Annotated in this window: 18 protein-coding genes; 17 read left to right on the top strand and 1 reads right to left on the bottom strand. The window is 71.5% G+C overall.

The features are described 5' to 3' along the window. Positions 1-164: 164 nt before the first annotated feature. From lepB (ACIOFR_RS28520) to ACIOFR_RS28570, 11 genes are all read left to right on the top strand, one after another. A complete protein-coding gene (gene lepB / locus ACIOFR_RS28520) occupies positions 165-806 on the top strand; it encodes a signal peptidase I (RefSeq protein WP_401002079.1) in 642 nt (213 codons plus the stop codon). Positions 807-945: 139 nt separating this feature from the next. Then, the gene (gene lepB / locus ACIOFR_RS28525) at positions 946-1,743 is read left to right on the top strand and encodes a signal peptidase I (protein WP_401002080.1); all 798 of its coding nucleotides are present in this window, start codon (positions 946-948) and stop codon (positions 1,741-1,743) included. A gap of 302 nt (positions 1,744-2,045) precedes the next feature. Next, the gene (lepB, locus tag ACIOFR_RS28530) at positions 2,046-3,044 is read left to right on the top strand and encodes a signal peptidase I (RefSeq protein WP_401002114.1); all 999 of its coding nucleotides are present in this window, start codon (positions 2,046-2,048) and stop codon (positions 3,042-3,044) included. A 261-nt stretch (positions 3,045-3,305) separates the two neighbouring features. Beyond that, the gene (gene lepB / locus ACIOFR_RS28535) at positions 3,306-4,058 is read left to right on the top strand and encodes a signal peptidase I (RefSeq protein ID WP_401002081.1); all 753 of its coding nucleotides are present in this window, start codon (positions 3,306-3,308) and stop codon (positions 4,056-4,058) included. A 180-nt stretch (positions 4,059-4,238) separates the two neighbouring features. Further along, complete coding sequence (locus ACIOFR_RS28540) at positions 4,239-4,712, top strand: NUDIX hydrolase (protein ID WP_401002082.1); 474 nt, start codon at positions 4,239-4,241, stop codon at positions 4,710-4,712. Between the two features lie 56 nt (positions 4,713-4,768). Then, complete coding sequence (locus ACIOFR_RS28545) at positions 4,769-5,095, top strand: DUF2469 domain-containing protein (RefSeq protein ID WP_401002083.1); 327 nt, start codon at positions 4,769-4,771, stop codon at positions 5,093-5,095. Positions 5,096-5,279: 184 nt separating this feature from the next. Further along, complete coding sequence (locus ACIOFR_RS28550) at positions 5,280-5,924, top strand: YraN family protein (protein WP_401002084.1); 645 nt, start codon at positions 5,280-5,282, stop codon at positions 5,922-5,924. A gap of 1 nt (position 5,925) precedes the next feature. Further along, positions 5,926-7,578, top strand: a complete 1,653-nt coding sequence (locus ACIOFR_RS28555) for a YifB family Mg chelatase-like AAA ATPase (RefSeq protein ID WP_401002085.1) — start codon at positions 5,926-5,928, stop codon at positions 7,576-7,578. A 288-nt stretch (positions 7,579-7,866) separates the two neighbouring features. Continuing rightward, a complete protein-coding gene (gene dprA / locus ACIOFR_RS28560) occupies positions 7,867-8,928 on the top strand; it encodes a DNA-processing protein DprA (protein WP_401002086.1) in 1,062 nt (353 codons plus the stop codon). 609 nt (positions 8,929-9,537) lie between these two features. Then, positions 9,538-10,371: an RNA polymerase sigma factor WhiG gene (whiG, locus tag ACIOFR_RS28565; protein ID WP_401002087.1), complete on the top strand. Its 834-nt coding sequence runs from the start codon at positions 9,538-9,540 to the stop codon at positions 10,369-10,371. Positions 10,372-10,566: 195 nt separating this feature from the next. Next, complete coding sequence (locus ACIOFR_RS28570) at positions 10,567-11,223, top strand: TetR/AcrR family transcriptional regulator (RefSeq protein ID WP_401002088.1); 657 nt, start codon at positions 10,567-10,569, stop codon at positions 11,221-11,223. Here ACIOFR_RS28570 and ACIOFR_RS28575 read toward each other — a convergent pair. Further along, positions 11,200-11,694 (bottom strand): M23 family metallopeptidase, encoded by a 495-nt coding sequence (locus ACIOFR_RS28575; RefSeq protein WP_401002089.1) that lies wholly within the window; start codon positions 11,692-11,694, stop codon positions 11,200-11,202. The genes ACIOFR_RS28570 and ACIOFR_RS28575 overlap by 24 nt on opposite strands. A gap of 897 nt (positions 11,695-12,591) precedes the next feature. On the opposite strand from ACIOFR_RS28575, the gene rpsB reads away from it, so the two are divergent. The 6 genes from rpsB to rlmN all read left to right on the top strand — a co-directional run bounded on the left by rpsB (position 12,592) and on the right by rlmN (position 18,428). After that, positions 12,592-13,488, top strand: a complete 897-nt coding sequence (gene rpsB / locus ACIOFR_RS28580) for a 30S ribosomal protein S2 (RefSeq protein WP_401002090.1) — start codon at positions 12,592-12,594, stop codon at positions 13,486-13,488. 130 nt (positions 13,489-13,618) lie between these two features. Beyond that, positions 13,619-14,455, top strand: coding sequence for a translation elongation factor Ts (gene tsf / locus ACIOFR_RS28585; protein ID WP_401002091.1), 837 nt, complete (start codon positions 13,619-13,621; stop codon positions 14,453-14,455). A 268-nt stretch (positions 14,456-14,723) separates the two neighbouring features. Beyond that, a complete protein-coding gene (gene pyrH, locus ACIOFR_RS28590) occupies positions 14,724-15,479 on the top strand; it encodes a UMP kinase (protein ID WP_363641522.1) in 756 nt (251 codons plus the stop codon). Between the two features lie 66 nt (positions 15,480-15,545). After that, positions 15,546-16,103, top strand: coding sequence for a ribosome recycling factor (frr, locus tag ACIOFR_RS28595; protein WP_401002092.1), 558 nt, complete (start codon positions 15,546-15,548; stop codon positions 16,101-16,103). 193 nt (positions 16,104-16,296) lie between these two features. Then, on the top strand, positions 16,297-17,163 hold the full coding sequence (locus ACIOFR_RS28600) for a phosphatidate cytidylyltransferase (protein WP_401002093.1): 867 nt from the start codon (positions 16,297-16,299) through the stop codon (positions 17,161-17,163). 164 nt (positions 17,164-17,327) lie between these two features. Then, positions 17,328-18,428, top strand: a complete 1,101-nt coding sequence (gene rlmN / locus ACIOFR_RS28605; RefSeq protein ID WP_401002094.1) for a 23S rRNA (adenine(2503)-C(2))-methyltransferase RlmN — start codon at positions 17,328-17,330, stop codon at positions 18,426-18,428.

An 18,428-nucleotide genomic window follows, 5' to 3' on the forward strand; every position in this document is an offset into this window, starting at 1 on the left:
CTGGGTCCGTCGAGGGCGACGGTGCCGGTGAGGGTGCCGTCACTGGTAACGGTGCCGTCGTTGCCGGGTCGCAGACGGTCGGCGCGGTCGGGCCCGCAGTGGCCGGCGAGGACGGGGCCGACGAGCCGGCCGCCGCCCGGTCCGGTCGGTGGTCGCGTGACCTGATGGCGGTGGCGGGTATCTGTGTCGGGCTCCTCGTCCTGGTCAACGCCTTCGTGGCGCGGCCGTTCGAGGTGCCGTCCGAGTCGATGGAGAACACCCTCAAGCCGGGCGACCGGCTGGTGGTCAACCGCCTCTCGTACGCGTTCGGTGCCCATGTGCAGCGCGGCGACGTGATCGTGTTCGACGGCACGGGCTCCTTCCTGCCGTACGCCGAGGAGCCCTCGGGCCTGCGCGGGCTGCTGGCCGACCTCGGGCTCCTGCCGACCGGGGACTCCGTCTTCGTGAAGCGGGTGATCGGCGTCGCCGGTGACCGGGTGACCTGCTCCGCCTCGGACGGCCGGGTCAGGGTCAACGGAGTGCCGCTCGACGAGTCGGCGTACCTGGCACCGGGCGACGCGCCCTCGCGGGTGGCTTTCGACATTGTGGTCCCGGAGGGCAAGCTTTGGGTGATGGGTGACCATCGGAGCGCGTCCAGGGATTCTCGGGACCATCTGGGTGAGCCGGGCGGCGGTACCGTCCCGGAACAGAAGGTGATCGGCCGTGCGGACTGGGTGGTCTTCCCCTTCGGCCGGTGGACGTCGCTCGACCGGCCGTCGGGATTCTCGGCGATAGAGGGGGTCACCGGACATGGGCACCAGGGCTAGGGGCCGACTGGCCGAGCGGCCGGTATCCGGCGGGTCGGGGTACTCCCCGTCGGGGACGCTCGGCGCTGCGCCCGTCCGCGGTCGCGCAGACCGCCGCCGCACGGCACAACGTGCGGCCCGTCGCCGCAGGCGCTCGCTGATGCGGGAACTGCCCCTCATAGCCGTGGTCGCGCTGATCATCGCCGTCATTCTCAAGACGTTCCTGGTGCAGGTCTTCGTGATCCCCTCCGGGTCGATGGAGCCGACCATTCAGGTGGGCGACCGGGTGCTGGTCGACCGGCTGACACCCTGGTTCGGCAGCGAGCCCGGACGTGGCGACGTGGTGGTGTTCAAGGACCCGGGCGGCTGGCTCGAGTCCGATCAGGAGCCGTCCTCGGACGGCCCGATCATGCGGCAGGTCAAGTCGGTCCTGTCGACCGCAGGCCTCATCCCCTCCAGCAACGAGGGCGACCTCATCAAGAGGGTCATCGGGGTGCCGGGGGACACGGTGGAGTGCTGCGACAAGCAGGGACGCCTGAGTGTCAACGGCGTCGCCCTGGACGAGGCCTATGTCGCCCCCGAAAACGCCCCCTCCCGGACGTCGTTCAAGGTGACGGTGCCGGCCGGGCGGCTGTGGGTCATGGGCGACCACCGCGACGTGTCGGCGGACTCCCGGTTCCACATGACGAATCCGGGCAACGGCACCATCCCGATGAGCAACGTGGTCGGTCGGGCTTTCATGATCGCCTGGCCGGTCTCCCGGACCGGTCAACTCGATACACCATCGTCACTCTCCTCCGTGCCGGGCCGGGCCGCCGCCTTCGGCCGCCCGCAATCGCAGACCCTCGACGGTGCGATCGGGTCGCAGTTCGCCCCCGGCCAGCCGGATCCTGCGGAACCTCCGCTCGTTATGGGTGTGTTGGGAGTTCTCCCGGTCCTGGTCCGCCGTCGGCGATAGACCGGAGCGGATGATCACTCGACCTGCCGGTCGGCCGGACCGCCGTGTGGGAGCGCCGGTGCGTCGAGCGGGAGTGATAGAGAAGGGATGGAGTGCCGGGTAACGGCTGTTCGGTGCCGTATCGTTCGATGCCGCATCGTCCGGTGTGCTGCCCGATCGTCTCCAAGGCTGCGCTGGTGTCAGGACCGCCCTTGCCGGGCAGTCGTGAGGCGGGTTGGCGGTCGATCACGCAACGTGGTGCCCGCTGTGCGGCACTGGTGAGCGCGGACGCGCGGGCGTCCGCACAGCAGGGAGGAGATGTCGTGGGGGATCTGGTGATCGGTGCCCGTTCGGGAGCCCCGGAGCCTGAGGGCGCAGGGGGCCGAGGGGTCCGGTCGGCCGAGGCCGAGCCGTCCTCGGAGTCCACCGGTGCCGAGAAGGCCGCCCGGCAGGGAGAGCCGTTCGACGGGCAGGGCCCGTCGGACGAGATCGGGCCCGGAGCTCCGGGCGGACCGGGAGAGAATCGCGCGACCACGTCGGAGGACGACGAGGATTCGCCGGCGAGAGGCCAGAAGCCGCGGTCGTTCTGGAAGGAACTGCCGATCCTGATCGGCATCGCCTTGATCCTCGCGCTGGTGATCAAGACCTTCTTCGTTCAGGCCTTCTCGATCCCCTCGGGCTCCATGGAGAACACCCTCCAGGTCGGAGACCGCGTCCTCGTCGACAAGCTGACGCCGTGGTTCGGTGCCGAGCCCGAGCGTGGCGAGGTGGTGGTCTTCCAGGACCCGGGTGGCTGGCTGACCGATGAGCCGGGCCAGCGGAGCGACAGCGCCTTCGTCCGTGGTGTGCAGGACGTGTTCAGCTTCATCGGGCTGATGCCGTCCAGCAACGAGAAGGATCTGATCAAGCGGGTCATCGGGGTCGGAGGCGACACCGTTGAGTGCCACGGCGACGGACCGGTCAAGGTGAACGGCGTCGCCCTGGACGAGCCCTACATCTACCCCGGCAACACTCCGTGTGGTGAGAAGCCCTTCGGGCCGATCAAGGTGCCGGAGGGGCGGATCTGGGTCATGGGTGACCACCGCGGCAACTCGCTCGACTCGCGCTACCACCAGGACCAGCCGGGCGGCGGCACCGTGCCGGTGGACAACGTGGTCGGCCGGGCGTTCGTCGTGGCGTGGCCGATCGGCGACTGGGCGACCCTCCCGATCCCGGAGACCTTCGACCAGAAGGGGCTCTCGTCGGCCGGCCCGATGGCACCCCCGCTGGCCGGAGCGGCGGCCGTCGTCCCCGCCGTCTGGTGGCTTCGCCGCCGTCGGTGACCTCGCCGGGGGCCGGGCGGTCGATGCCGTTCCCCGCGAATTGATCTGTGGCCGACTCTTGCGCGGGCCGCGGTACTCGTGAGTAATCTGCTCGCACGTGCCGCGGCCCGCGAGTCTTTCCGGACCCGTCGGGGTTCCCCGGGTACCGGTGCCGACGAGATGGCCGGCGCCCGGTGCGGGACGTGAACCGATCCGCCGGTACGGTCCGGGCCCGTCCGGGCCGGACCCGGAGGGTGGGCCGAACAGAACGGGTTGGTGACGATGAGCAGTGTGGCTGAGCGGACGGCGTCCAAGCCGGCGGTGTCCCGGCCGCGCCGGAGCAAGGCGGTGCTGCTCCAGGGCACGGTGATCGCACTCGGTTTCGTGGTCCTGGTGGCGGGCTTCGGCCTGATCGCCGGGTACTACCGGCCGTACCGCATCCCGACCACGTCGATGTCCCCGACCATCGAGGGCGGTGACACCGTGCTGGCCCGGCGGGCCGACGGCGCCTCGGTGGGGCGGGGCGACATCGTGATCTTTCAGGAGCCGCTCTGGGGCAACGCGGAGATGGCCAAGCGCGTGATCGGTGTCGCGGGGGACACCGTGGCCTGCTGCGACGACCGGCAGCGGATCAGCGTCAACGGTGTCACGATCGACGAGCCCTACACGCAGGTCGGTGTCGGTCCCGGCACCGGGTTCAGCGTGACGGTGCCCGAGGGGCGGCTCTTCCTGCTGGGCGACTTCCGGTCCAACTCGCTGGATTCGCGCAGCCACCTGGAGATCGCCTCGGGCACGATCGCCACCTCCAGCGTGGAGGCCAGGGTGGAGGCGACCGTCATGCCGACCTCCAGGAGCCGGACCCACGAGCGGACCTCCGCCTTCGACAACATCGGCGGGCCGAAGGCGCACAGCCCGGGCCCACTGCGGCCGGCCGTCTACGCGATGGCGGGAGGCGCCGCGGTGGTCGTGCTGGCCTCGGCGGTCGGGTGGGCGGTCTCCGTGGCCCGGTGGAGCAGACGACGCATCAGGCGATGACCTGCCCCGCGATGGCCCGCCCGGGCTGAGGAGGCCAGGCGCGGCCCGCTCGGAACACAGAGCACGCGGGATCCGCAGGTCCCGCCCCACCGCGGTCCCACCCGCGGTCCCACTCGGGAGAGGACCCTCGACAGGGCCCGTGGTGGCCGTGGAAGGGCCCGCAGCACGGAGGTGATCCAGATGTCGGTGGTACGGCGCAGGGCGGTCCGCGTCCTGCTCCTGGACCCGCAGGGACGGATCCTGCTGCTGCACGGGTCGGACCCGGCGGTACCCGGGGTGACCTGGTGGATCACGCCGGGCGGAGGCATCGAGCACGGCGAAGACCTCCGGACGGCCGCTCTCCGGGAGCTCCGCGAGGAGCTCGGGTCGGTCGAGGTGGAGCTGGGACCTCTGGTCGCGTACGGCACGACTGCTTTCTCCTATCGAGGGCAGGATTTCGAGCAGGAGCAGTGGTTCCACCTGGCTCGGACCGGCAAGTCCGAGGTGGGCCTCGCCGGGAACGGCGAGGATGAGCACGCCGAGCTGCTCGGCGTGCGGTGGTGGACACTCGCGGAGTTGTCGGCCACCCGGGAGACGATCTATCCGGCCGAACTGGCGGGGCTGCTGGAGCGCGTCTCCACCGGCGATCCGCCGGACCCGCCGGTTCGGCTCTGAGGACAGGTGCGGTGGTCCACAATGGGGTGGACGTGACGAGTTGAGGGGACGCTTGGATGAGTGCCGAAGACCTCGAGAAGTACGAGACCGAGATGGAGCTCAAGCTCTACCGGGAGTACCGGGATGTCGTCGGCCTGTTCAAGTACGTGATCGAGACAGAGCGGCGCTTCTACCTCACCAACGACTACGAGATGCAGGTCCACTCGGTCCAGGGCGAGGTGTTCTTCGAGGTGTCGATGGCGGATGCCTGGGTCTGGGACATGTACCGGCCGGCCCGGTTCGTCCGCAAGGTACGGGTGTTGACGTTCAAGGACGTCAACATCGAAGAGCTGGCGAAGAGCGACCTTGAGCTGCCGTCCGACGACGCGACCTTCGGCAACTGAGCCGAAGCCGTCCCCGGGTCACCGACACTGACCGCCGCACTCGCCCGATGTCCAGAGCTGGGCTCGATCACCACTCGTGTGGGTGACATCGGTTATCCACAGCCCCGACTTGTCCACAGGGAACAGACACCCTCTGGCCCGGTCGGCTCCCGATCGGCAACCTCCTGACCCGGAGGTGATTGCCGTGCAGAGTGGCAACAACGGCCTCGGCCGGTACGGCGAGGAGGTCGCCGCCCGCTGGCTCGTCCAGGGCGGCCTGAGGATCCTGGAGCGCAACTGGCGCTGCGCCGAGGGCGAGCTGGACATCGTCGCCCTGGACGGGGACACGCTGGCGGTCTGTGAGGTGAAGACCCGCTCGGAGCGTGGCTTCCAGCAGCCCACCCAGGCCATCGACCAGACCAAGGCGGAACGGCTCCACCGTCTCGCCCAGCGTTGGCTGGACGAGCGGTGGCCGGTGCACTTCGACCGGTTCGTCCGGACGCTCGATGCCGCCCGGGTAAGCGCGGTGACCGGCCTGCCGGACAGCCTTACCGCAGGCCCGCACGAGCTCCTGGCAGTTACCGCCGAAGGAGGGCCGCCGGGCAGTCCATCACAGCCGGATCAGGTTCCGCCGCCGACCGCGATGGAGAAGACGAGCAGATCGCGCAGGCGGAGGGGAAAACCTCCCGGCGAGGGGCCGCCGGCCGTGGCCGCCCTCGACAACGCAGCGGCCGTCCTGACAGTCGCCTCGGCACCGCCACCGCCCGGTGGTGTCCGAATCGACCTGGTCGCCGTGGTCAACCGTCGCAAGGGCGCAGCGCAGGTCGAGCACCTCCGAGGGGCGATCTGAGATGGCCTTCGCCCGCACCTGTTCCGTCGCGCTGGTCGGCGTCGACGGCGTCGTCGTCGAGGTCCAGGCCGACCTCGAACCCGGAGTGGCCGCCTTCGCTCTGGTGGGCCTCCCGGACAAAGCCCTCAGCGAGGCCCGTGACCGGGTCCGCGCCGCCGTGGTCAACAGTGGCGAGAGCTGGCCGCAGCGCAAGCTCACGGTCGGGCTCAGCCCGGCCTCGGTGCCCAAGGGCGGCAGCGGATTCGACCTGGCCGTCGCGTGTGCGGTGCTGGCCGCCGCCGAAAGACTCCCGCCGGACGCCATCGCCGAGTTGCTGATCATCGGCGAGCTCGGCCTCGACGGCAGGGTCAGACCGGTCCGCGGCGTCCTGCCCGCCGTCCTGGCCGCCGCGGACGCCGGCTACCGCCGGATCGTGGTCGCCGAACAGGCCGCGGCGGAGGCCTCGCTGGTCCCCGGCGTCTCGGTGGTGGGCGTGCGCAGCCTACGCCAGCTGATCGCACTGCTCTCGGGGACGGAGCCTCCCGACGAGGCCCCGGAGCCCGCGGCTGGGCAGCCGGACCCGATGCTGGCGGGCCTGCTCCTGCCCGGGACGGGGGTCCGGGATCTCGGCGGGCTGTCCAGGCCGGCACCCGATCTCGCCGATGTGGCCGGACAGCACGAGGCTCGACGTGCGCTGGAGATCGCCGCGGCCGGAGGACACCACCTGTACCTGAAGGGACCACCAGGTGCGGGCAAAACGATGTTGGCGGAGAGGCTGCCGGGCCTGATGCCACCGCTCACCCAGAGCGCGGCGCTGGAGGTCACCGCCGTCCACTCGGTGGCAGGCCTGCTCCCGCCGGGCCGGCCACTGATCGACACCCCGCCCTACTGCGCGCCGCACCACTCGGCCACCATGCCCGCCATCGTCGGCGGCGGTAGTGGCTTGCCGAGACCGGGAGCCGTCTCGCTCGCCCACCGAGGCGTGCTCTTCCTCGACGAGGCGCCCGAATTCTCCGCCCGCGCTCTCGACGCGCTGCGCCAGCCCCTGGAGTCCGGTGAGGTGATGATCGCCCGTTCCGCCGGGTCCATGCGACTGCCGGCCCGATTCCTCCTGTGCCTCGCCGCCAACCCCTGCCCGTGCGGCCGCCACTCGATGCGGGGAGGCGGATGCGAGTGCACCCCCGCGATGGTCAACCGCTATCAGGCGAGGCTCTCCGGTCCGCTGCTGGACCGGGTCGACCTCCAGGTCCAGGTCGCCTCCGTGACGAGGGTGGAGCTTCTCGGCGGGGACGGGGCCGCGGAGAGCACGCGGAGCGTCGCCGCCCGGGTGCTGGACGCCCGGTCACGTGCCGCCGCCAGGCTCGCCGAGACGCCGTGGCGGACCAACGGCGAAGTTCCCGGACACGAGCTCCGCACCCGCTGGCGGGTCGCTCCCGGCGCGCTCGCCGACGCCGAGCGGGACTTGGAGCGCGGTCTGCTCACAGCGCGCGGGCTGGACCGGGTGCTTCGGGTGGCCTGGACCGTCGCCGACCTCGCCGGACGGGACCAGCCGGGCCGTCTGGACGTCAGGACCGCCCTGATGCTGCGGACCGGAGTCCAACGAGGCCTCCCGCAGCAGGACCGCGCTCCGACCGGGGACCTCGGCCCGGACGCGGATCTCGGCGGAGAGACCTGACCGGCCGCCGCTCGAGAGCTCGGCCAAGGACCACGGAGCCCGCATCCGTGCCGACACCCGCACCTTCCCCGTACCCGCTCCGTCCTGGAGGCCATGGTGGAACACGCCCGGACGACCGCCGACCGCCACCCCATCCGTGAGATCACCGCACCCCCCGAACGGCCGGTAGCCCCGGGGACAGGGCCGCCGCCACCGCCCGAAGCGGCTGCGGCGTCCCGGCCCGCGCCCCCGGAGCTGGAACGTCGGGCCCGCGCGACCCTCAGCAGCATCGTCGAACCCGGGGACGCCGTGATCGGGCGCCTGCTCCGCAGCACGACTGCCTCCGGCCTGCTGGAGATCATCAGCGGCCGGACGGACCCCGGGCCGGACGACCCGAGCGGCGCGCGCCTGGCCTCGTACCGGGCGAGGCTCCGCGCCGTGAATCCCGGTGCCGGACTGGAACGGGTGGAAGCGTGCGGCGGGCGGTTCATCATTCCGGGCGACTGCGAGTGGCCGTCACAGCTCGACGATCTCGGTGACAGCCGACCCATCGGCCTGTGGGTGCGGGGGACGGGATCGTTGCGACTTCTGGCCCTGCGGTCGGTCGCCGTCGTGGGGGCCAGGGCCTGCAGTGCCTATGGAGCTCATGTGGGCGGCGAGCTGTCCGCCCAACTCGCCGAGCGAGGCTGGGTGATCGTCTCCGGCGCCGCCTACGGCATCGACGCCGCCGCTCACCGGGGCGCGCTCGCGGCGGGCGGGACCACCGTCGGGGTGCTCGCCTGTGGCGTCGACATGGCCTATCCGCCGGGCAACACCCAGCTGATCCGCAACATCGCCGAGCAAGGGATCCTCCTCAGCGAACTCCCACCGGGCGAGCACCCCACCCGGGCTCGATTCGTCCTGCGCAACCGGGTGATCGCCGCGCTCACCCGCGGCACGGTGGTCGTCGAGGCGGCGATGCGCAGCGGAGCCCTCAGCACGGCCCGCCGTGCCCGGGATCTCAACCGGCACACCATGGGCGTCGCGGGCCCTGTCACCTCGGAACTCTCGGCCGGCGTGCACGCCCTCATCCGCAGTGGGGCGGCCACCCTGGTCACCGACGCGGGCGAGGTCGCGGAGCTGATCGGGGCGATCGGCGACGACCTGGCCCCCGACAGATCAGGTCCCGTCCTTCCCCGGGACCTTCTGGAGCCCGCCGCGGCCCAGGTGCTGGACGCCGTCCCGGCCGACGCCAACGGTGCGCCGGTCGAGCGGATGGCCCGGCGGACCGGCCTGTCGGCGGACGAGGTCCTCCAACGGCTGTACGAGCTGGGCTCACTCGGTCACGTCGAAAGGTTCGGAGCGCACTGGAGGCTGCCACGACGCCGCTGACCTTCTCGTCGCGCCACGCCGCAGGGGCGGGCTCGCAGCCCGCAGGGCCGGTGACCGGATTACCTGCCGGATCAGCCACCGGATCGGGGGACGACCGAGTGGCGGTAGCACAATGCAGTGATGCGATCACGCTACGCTCGCATCTGGCTTCCCTATCGGCACAGGACTCGGCAGAACGGCGCAGACCAACGCATGCCCACACATACCCCCGGACACCGGGTGCCCGGTGACGCTCGGCCCTTGGAAGGGACGGCGGCCGATGCCCGTCCCACGGCGGAGCTGCAGCCGCCGAAGGCGCCGGCGATGGTGGGACTGGCTCGACAGGTGGGCCGTCCGCCGGGGCCGCAGAGCAAAGCGGCAGGTCGCATGCCCGGGCCGGATCAGCCGTCGGTCCGTCCGCCGGATCCCCGCCCGGACGCAGGAGCAGCACCCACCGTTCCCGGCACCGACCATGCCCCCGCCCCCGATGCCGCCCCCACCTCGGCGCCCGGTCCGTGTCCTCTTCCAGGCCCTGCCCACGGCCCGACGTCCACGCCTGGGCCCGCCAGCCCCACCCCCGCGCCGACCACCGCCACCGCTCCCACCGCCGCCGACGCCGCCGCGGCCCCGGTGGCCTCGCCCAGCCGCCCGCCCGCGCCGCCCGCGGCACAGCTCAAGCCGAAGTCACCGCCCGTCACGGCCGAGCGCACCGCGCTGGAGAAGCTCTGGCGGTCCTACAAGGAAGGCGGTGACCCGCGGCTGCGCGAGCAGCTGATCCTGCACTACTCGCCGCTGGTCAAGTACGTGGCGGGCCGGGTCAGCGTGGGCCTGCCGGCCAACGTCGAGCAGGCCGACTTCGTCTCCTCCGGCGTCTTCGGCCTGATCGACGCGATCGAGAAGTTCGACGTGGACCGGGCCATCAAGTTCGAGACCTACGCCATCAGTCGGATCCGCGGCGCGATCATCGACGAGCTCCGGGCGCTGGACTGGATCCCGCGCTCGGTCCGGCAGAAGGCCAAAGCCGTGGAGCGCACCTACGCGACCCTCGAAGCACGGCTGCGCCGGACGCCGCACGAGCCCGAGGTGGCCGCGGAGATGGGCATCACGCTGGAGGACCTGCGCACGATCTTCAGTCAGCTCTCGCTCGCCAACGTGGTCGCGCTGGACGAGCTGCTCCACCCGGTGGGGGAGAGCGGCGACCGGCTCAGCCTGATGGACACCCTCGAGGACACCGGGGCCGACAACCCGGTGGAGGTAGCCGAGGACAGGGAGCTGCGCCGGCTCCTGGCGACGGCCGTCAACACGTTGCCGGAGCGGGAGAAGACCGTGGTGACGCTCTACTACTACGAGGGGTTGACCCTCGCCGAGATCGGCCAGGTGCTGGGGGTGACGGAGAGCAGGGTGAGCCAGATCCACACCAAGTCCGTTCTCCAACTGCGCGCCAAGCTCTCCGACATGCGCTGACGAGATCGCGCAGGCGCGTGCCGGTGCGGCCGGGCACTCCCCGCGCTGCCCCCGCGCCGGCCCCCATGCCATCCCCCGCGCCGGCCCCCGTGCCGTCCCCGCGCAGGCCCTCGCTCGGGCCGTCGACTCGGTTCGGCGGACACGGAATTGCGCGGCACCGTACCGGGAGCCCGGCGGGGTTCGTAGAGTTGGGGGGTGCCGAAGATCCGAGCGGCGACGGTGGCCGCGCATCGCGAGTTGCAACGAGCAGCGCTCCTGGACGCTGCGCGCGCCCTGCTGACCGAGGGGGGCGGCGACGCCCTCACCTTCCACGCCCTTGCCGCGCGGACCGGGCTCGCTCGTTCGTCCGTCTACGAGTACTTCCGCTCGCGTGCGGCCGTCGTCGAGGCGCTGTGCGCGGTGGACCTCCCGCTCTGGGCGGCCGAGATCGAGGCCGGAATGGCCGCGTGTGACACGGCCGAGGCCCGGATCGAGGCCTACGTCCGGGGGCAGCTCGCCCTCGCCGGTGATCCGCGACACCGCTCGGTGGTGGCCATCTCCGAACTGGAGCTGGACGACGCCTCCCGGGAGCGGATCCGCGCGGCCCACACAGGTGTGGTGGGCCTGGTGCTCCAGGCCCTGGAGGAACTCGGGCACCCGCAGCCGCGGCTCGCTGCCGCCCTCCTTCAGGGGGTGGTCGAGGCGGCGGTCCGGCAGTCGGAGCGGGTGCTCGCGCACGGGCGTCCGGCGCACGAGGCGGACCCCGACGATCCCGACACCCGGGCCGCCGCCGAACAGATCGCCGACACGGCCGTCGCCCTGGCTCTACACGGCGTGACATCCGGGGCGTCAACCGCCACCCGGGACGGCTGACAGCGGCAGCAGCCGGGCTCGGCCGGTGCCGAGAAGGGCGAGCGGGTCCAGGTAGCGCCGCCCGCGGAGCAGCCCCCAGTGCAGGCAGCCCGTCGCGCAGTGGCCCGTTCCGGTGGTGACCTCGCCGATGACCTGTCCGGCCGATACCGGGGTACCGACCGGCAGGGTGCCGGTGACCGGCAGGTAGGTGGTCCGCAGTGGAGGGTTGCCGGATCCGGGGTGCTGCACGGTGAGCACCGGGCGCCCGGCGACCGTTCCGGAGAAGGCGATCACGCCGGCGGCCGCCGCCCGCACCGCGGTACCGGCGGAGGCCGCGAGATCGACCCCGCGGTGCCCGGCGGCCCAGGGGGCCGGTGGCGCGTCGAACCGCCGGAGCAGTCCGGAGCGGTCGCCGACCGGCCAGGCCCGTGAGGGGGAAGGGGCAGCCACGTCGGCGCGGGCCGAGGGCGGCGGCAGCGAGACGGCCAGCACGGCCGCCGTCAGGAACAGGAGGAGCGGGACGAGCGGGACGAGCGGGACCGCCGGCCACCGCCGGTCCGGCCCCCGCGGCGGAGGTACCGGGCGCGCACCGGCGGGTGCACCGACAGGTCCGCCGGCGCGTGCACCGCCGGCCGTACCGGGAGCCGGGGCGAGGGACGGAGCCAACCGCTGCGCTGTCATGGGCCAGGGGTTCATGGGCCGGAGGTTCATGGGCCGGAGCTTCTTGGGCCGGAGCTTCATGGGCGCGAGACTCTCGCCCATCCGGAGCGCCGACCAGCCCCTGCCCGGTTTCTGTGGACAACCCGGGGCTGTGGACAACCGGCATCCCCCACACGGGTGAACACCCACCCCCGCCGCAAGCCCACCGCGGGGTCTCCGACCCCACCCGCGGCCCCGCCGCAACCGCGCCCGCGAGCAAGCCGCACCCCAGCCCGCAAGCCCGTCCCGGGCCTGCTCCCCGCCCCGCCACGCGGTGCCGGGGCGGCACCCCCGTCCGCCCCGTCCGACGTCCGGGGTCGCTCCCGGCTCGGCGCTTCCCGTACACTTCACACGCGACCCGGTCCGCCGGGTCGACTTCGCACGCCCCGCCACCGGTGGAGCAGCCGATCCCGGAAGGGCCCGGCGAGGCCCCTCCGGTGCGAGTGCCGCTCGGTCCCCCGAGTCTGCGCAGCCGTGGATCGCGTCCCCGCCAGGATCGCTTTTCCGGCCTCCGGCCCAGCGCCGCAGTGCAGACGGAGGCGGGCACGGCACGTCCGGGGCGTCAGGCGTGGCGGTCATCCCGACCGGCACGGACAACCGAGACCGACCCGGCGCCGGAGCCGCAACTGCGCGAGCAGATATGCGAGCTCAGGGCGGATGAGCCGGGCGCAACACCTGAGGAGCACGGCCATGGCCGTCGTCACGATGCGGGAGCTGCTGGAGAGCGGCGTCCACTTCGGTCACCAGACCCGTCGTTGGAACCCGAAGATGAAGCGTTTCATCTTCACGGAGCGCAACGGCATCTACATCATCGACCTGCTGCAGTCGCTGAACTACATCGACCGCGCGTTCGAGTTCGTCAAGGAGACCGTTGCCCACGGCGGCAGCGTCCTCTTCGTCGGCACCAAGAAGCAGGCGCAGGAGGCCATTGCCGAGCAGGCCGGCCGCGTGGGCATGCCCTACGTCAACCAGCGCTGGCTCGGCGGCATGCTGACCAACTTCCAGACCGTCTACAAGCGCCTTCAGCGGATGAAGGAGCTCAGCGAGATCGACTTCACGGACGTGGCCGGCTCCGGTCTCACCAAGAAGGAGCTCCTGGTCCTCGAGCGCGAGCACACCAAGCTCGAGAAGACCCTCGGTGGTATCCGTGACATGCAGCGCGTTCCCAGCGCTGTCTGGATCGTCGACACCAAGAAGGAGCACATCGCGGTCGGCGAGGCCCGGAAGCTCAACATCCCGGTCGTCGCCATCCTCGACACCAACTGCGACCCGGACGAGGTCGACTACAAGATCCCGGGCAACGACGACGCGATCCGCTCCGTCACCCTGCTGACCCGCGTGATCGCCGACGCCGTCGCCGAGGGCCTGAAGGCCCGTGCCGGTGTCGCCAAGGGCGACGCCAAGGCCGAGCCGGGCGCCGACCAGCCGCTGGCCGACTGGGAGAAGGACCTCATCGAGGGCCAGAAGGCCGACGAGGCCCCCGCCGCTGAGGCCGCCGCCGTCGAGGCCCCGGCCGCCGACGAGGCTCCCGCCGTCGAGGCTCCGGCCGCCGACGAGGCTCCGGCCGCCGAGGCCGAGCAGGCCTGACGTACCAAAGGGTGAGGGGCGCCCACCGGGTACGTAGCCGGTAGGCGCCCCTCTCTCCCGTGCCGGGGCCGAACCAGCGGTCCCGGCACAACCCCACGCTGACACGCGAGACGTGAGAAGAGATCACACCATGGCGAACTTCACCGCCGCGGACGTCAAGAAGCTCCGTGAGCTCACCGGCGCCGGCATGATGGACTGCAAGAAGGCTCTGGACGAGGCCGAGGGCGACGTCCAGAAGGCCCAGGAGCTGCTGCGCATCAAGGGCCAGAAGGGTGTTGCCAAGCGCGAGGGCCGCGACGCCTCCAACGGCGCGCTGTCGCTGGTCCTGGAGGGCGGCAACTCCGGTGTCCTGCTCGAGCTGAACTGCGAGACCGACTTCGTCGCCAAGGGCGAGAAGTTCGTCGAGGTCGCCGACGCGCTGGCGAAGCACGTCGCCGCCGCCGCCCCGGCCGACCTGGAGGCCGCGCTGGCTTCCGAGATCGAGGCCGGCAAGACCGTCCAGCAGTTCGTGGACGAGGCCAACGCCAACCTGGGCGAGAAGATCGTCCTCAAGCGCTTCGCCCAGTTCTCGGGTGACGGCTTCGTCGCCGCGTACATGCACCGCACCTCCCCGGACCTGCCGCCGCAGGTCGGCGTCCTGGTCGAGCTCGACAAGGAGAACGCCGAGGTCGCCAAGGACATCGCGCAGCACATCGCCGCCTTCGCGCCGAAGTACCTCTCGCGCGAGGACATCCCGGCCGCCGACATCGAGAACGAGCGTCGCGTCGCCGAGGCCACCGCTCGCGAGGAGGGCAAGCCCGAGGCTGCCCTGCCGAAGATCGTCGAGGGTCGCGTGACCGGCTTCGTCAAGGAGAACTCGGTTCTCGAGCAGGCCTTCGCGAAGGACAACAAGAAGAGCGTCGCCAAGGTCCTCGACGAGGCCGGCGTCACCCTGAAGCGCTTCGTCCGCTTCCGCGTCGGCGCCTGAAACCAGTTCCCGCGCGCTTCCGGCCTAAGGTAGGAGGCGCTCCGTCCCGAGCGGGCGGCAGGAACGCGCCGATCAGGCTCTCCGGTACCCCGAGTGGGGCCGCGTCGGCACCATGAACGACGAGGAGGCCATTGCCGTGCAGGACACCGTACCGGTTCCCGCGGCAGTGGCCTCCTCGCGTGTACCCGCAGCTCCGGGAACCGCACACCCGGCACTGTGAGCAGCACATGCAGCCCTGCGAACCCGCAGGCGGAGAAGGAGAGGCCCCATGCACCAGACGCAGGAGACCGCGCAGGACGGCAACCGTCGGCGGGTGCTGCTCAAGCTGTCCGGTGAGGCCTTCGCCGGCGGCGGCGGCCTCGGCGTCGACCCGGACGTCGTGCACGCGATCGCCCGGGAGATCGCCACGGTGGTCCGCGCGGGCACCGAGGTGGCCGTGGTGATCGGCGGCGGGAACTTCTTCCGCGGCGCCGAGCTGCAGGTCCGCGGCATGGACCGGGCCCGCTCCGACTACATGGGCATGCTCGGCACCGTGATGAACTGCCTGGCCCTCCAGGACTTCCTGATCAAGGAAGGCATCGAGACCCGGGTCCAGACCGCCATCACCATGGGCCAGGTCGCGGAGCCGTACCTCCCGCTGCGTGCGGTGCGGCACCTGGAGAAGGGCCGTGTGGTCATCTTCGGTGCCGGAATGGGCATGCCGTACTTCTCCACCGACACGACCGCCGTGCAGCGTGCGCTGGAGATCCACGCGGAGGTCCTGCTGATGGGCAAGAACGGCGTGGACGGGGTCTACGACGCAGACCCGCGGACCAACCCCTCGGCGGTCAAGTTCGACGCGCTGGACTACACCGAGGTGATCTCGCGCGATCTGAAGGTTGCCGACCTGACCGCGATCACGCTGTGCAAGGACAACAGCCTGCCGATGCTGGTGTTCGAGCTGTTGGCCGAGGGCAATATCGCCCGTGCGGTGAAGGGTGAGAAGATCGGCACACTCATCAGCCAGGATTCCGCCCGGGCCTGAGCAGCAATCAGCCGTCCGGTGTACCGGTACGGGACTACAGCAGATGAAGCGGACAGGGAGCACACAGTGATCGAAGAGACCCTCCTCGAGGCCGAGGAGAAGATGGAGAAGGCCGTTTCGGTCGCGAAGGACGACTTCGCCGCGATCCGCACCGGCCGCGCGCACCCGGCGATGTTCGCCAAGATCGTCGCCGACTACTACGGCGCGATCACGCCGATCAACCAGCTCGCCTCGTTCGCCGTGCCGGAGCCGCGGATGGCGGTCGTCACCCCGTTCGACAAGAGCGCGCTGCGCAACATCGAGCAGGCGATCCGGGACTCGGACCTGGGCGTCAACCCGTCGAACGACGGCTCCATCATCCGGGTGGTGTTCCCGCAGCTGACCGAGGAGCGCCGCAAGGAGTACATCAAGGTGGCCCGCGGCAAGGGCGAGGACGCCAAGGTCTCCATCCGGTCGATCCGCCGCAAGGCGAAGGACGCTATCGACAAGCTGGTCAAGGACGGCGAGATCGGCGAGGACGACGGCCGTCGCGGCGAGAAGGAGCTCGACGACACCACGGCCAAGTACGTGGCCCAGATCGACGAGCTGCTCAAGCACAAGGAAGCCGAGCTGCTCGAGGTCTGACGGGCGACGCGCCCCGCGACCCCGTCGACCGGGGCGGGGCGCACCCCGTTGATCCTTTCGGCACAGCACCTCCCGCACCCCGACGCTGCGAGTGGCCCCGGCCGTCGCCGGACCCCCGGGTCCGACGGACCGAACGGGTCACTCGCAGCGCACTGCGGTGTACCAAGGGGGCACTGCGGCGCAGACTCAGATGATGCCCTCTGTCCAGGAGACACCCGTGGCCCAGCCCGACCAGCAGCCCCCCAAGCCCCGCGGTGGCCGCAACCTGCCAGCGGCGATAGGCGTGGGCGTCGGCCTCGGCGCGGTCATCGTCGCCTCGCTCTTCGTGGTGAAGGCGTTCTTCCTGGCGGTGGTCGCGGCCGCGGTGGGCGTCGGGGTCTGGGAACTGACCAGCCGGCTGGCCGAGCGCAAGGAGGTCCACGTCCCGCGGATCCCGCTGCTGCTCGGCAGCGTGGCGATGGTGGTCACCGGCTACTTCGCCGGGGCCCAGTGGGCGGCCGCCGTGCTGGCGCTGACCGGCCTGGCGGTGATGGTCTGGCGGATGAGCACGCCGCCGGAGAACTACCTGCGCGACATAACGGCCGGCATCTTCACCGCCTTCTACGTGCCGTTCCTGGCCACCTTCGTGGCGCTGATGCTGGCGGCGGACGACGGTGCCTGGCGGATCCTGCTCTTCCTGGTCGTCACCATCTGCAGCGACACCGGGGCGTACGCCGTCGGCTACAAGTTCGGCCGCAACAAGCTCGCTCCCACGATCAGCCCCGGCAAGACCCGCGAGGGCCTGGCCGGCGGCATCGGGCTGTCGATGCTGGCGGGCGCGCTGCTCATGGAGTACGTGATCGACGACGGCACCTGGTGGCAGGGGCTGATCCTCGGCGGCTGCGCGGCGATCACGGCGACGCTCGGGGACCTGGCCGAGTCGATGATCAAGCGGGACCTCGGGATCAAGGACATGGGCACCCTGCTGCCCGGCCACGGCGGCATCATGGACCGCCTCGACTCCCTGCTGCCGACCGCCCCGGTGGTCTGGCTGCTGCTCGCCGCCTTCGTCGGCGGCTGAGCGCCCGCCCGGGCGCGGGCGGCCGAGCCCTCGCCGGGCACGGACCGCCGCCCGGGCCCGAGAGCGCCCCACCGGAGCCCCGGACGTCCGTCGTCCGGGGCTCCCGTGCACCCGGCGGCAGCACGGGCAGGGGCACTGCGCCGATCTGCGACACTGGATGAACCATGCCTAAGCCCGGAGAACTGACCTTCGTCGCGCCGCGCGGCGCCAAGCCCCCGCGACACCTTGCCGACCTCAGCCCCGCCGAGCGCAAGGAGGCCGTCGCCGAGCTGGGCGAACAGCCGTTCCGCGCCAAGCAGCTGTCCAACCACTACTTCGGCCGGATGTCGAACGACCCGGAGAGCTGGACGGACATCCCCGCGGCGAGCCGCGAGAAGCTGACCGAGAACCTGCTCCCGGACCTCATGTCGGTGGTCCGGCATGTGTCCTGCGACGAGGACACCACCCGCAAGACGCTCTGGAAGCTCTTCGACGGCACGCTGGTGGAGTCCGTGCTGATGCGCTACCCGGACCGGGTCACGATGTGCATCAGCTCGCAGGCGGGCTGCGGGATGAACTGCCCGTTCTGCGCCACCGGCCAGGCCGGTCTGACCCGCAACCTCTCCACCGGCGAGATCGTCGAGCAGATCGCCGCGGGGATGCGGGCGCTGAAGGCCGGGGAGATCCCGGGCGGCGAGGCGCGGCTGTCCAACGTCGTCTTCATGGGCATGGGCGAGCCGCTGGCCAACTACAACCGCGTGCTGGCCTCGATCCGCCGGCTGACCGACCCGGCGCCGGACGGCTTCGGCCTGTCGCAGCGCGGCATCACGGTCTCCACCGTCGGCCTGGTCCCGGCCATGAACCGGCTCGCGGACGAGGGTCTGAGCTGCCGCCTCGCGCTCTCGCTGCACGCCCCCGACGACGAGCTCCGCGACGAGCTGGTGCCGGTCAACACGCGCTGGAAGGTCGCCGAGGTCCTGGACGCCGCGTGGAACTACGCGGAGAAGTCCGGCCGCCGGATCTCCATCGAGTACGCGCTGATCAAGGACATCAACGACCAGGCCTGGCGGGCGGACCTGCTCGGGCGGCTGATCAAGAACCACCGGGTGCACGTCAACCTCATTCCGCTCAACCCGACGCCGGGCTCCAAGTGGACGGCCTCCCGCCCGGAGGACGAGCGCGAGTTCGTCCGCCGGCTGCAGTCCCACGGCGTGCCGACGACCGTCCGCGACACCCGCGGCCAGGAGATCGACGGCGCCTGCGGCCAGCTGGCGGCCGCAGGCTGA

The sequence above is a fragment of the Kitasatospora sp. NPDC088346 genome (genome assembly GCF_044740765.1).
In the GTDB taxonomy this organism is placed as follows: domain Bacteria; phylum Actinomycetota; class Actinomycetes; order Streptomycetales; family Streptomycetaceae; genus Kitasatospora.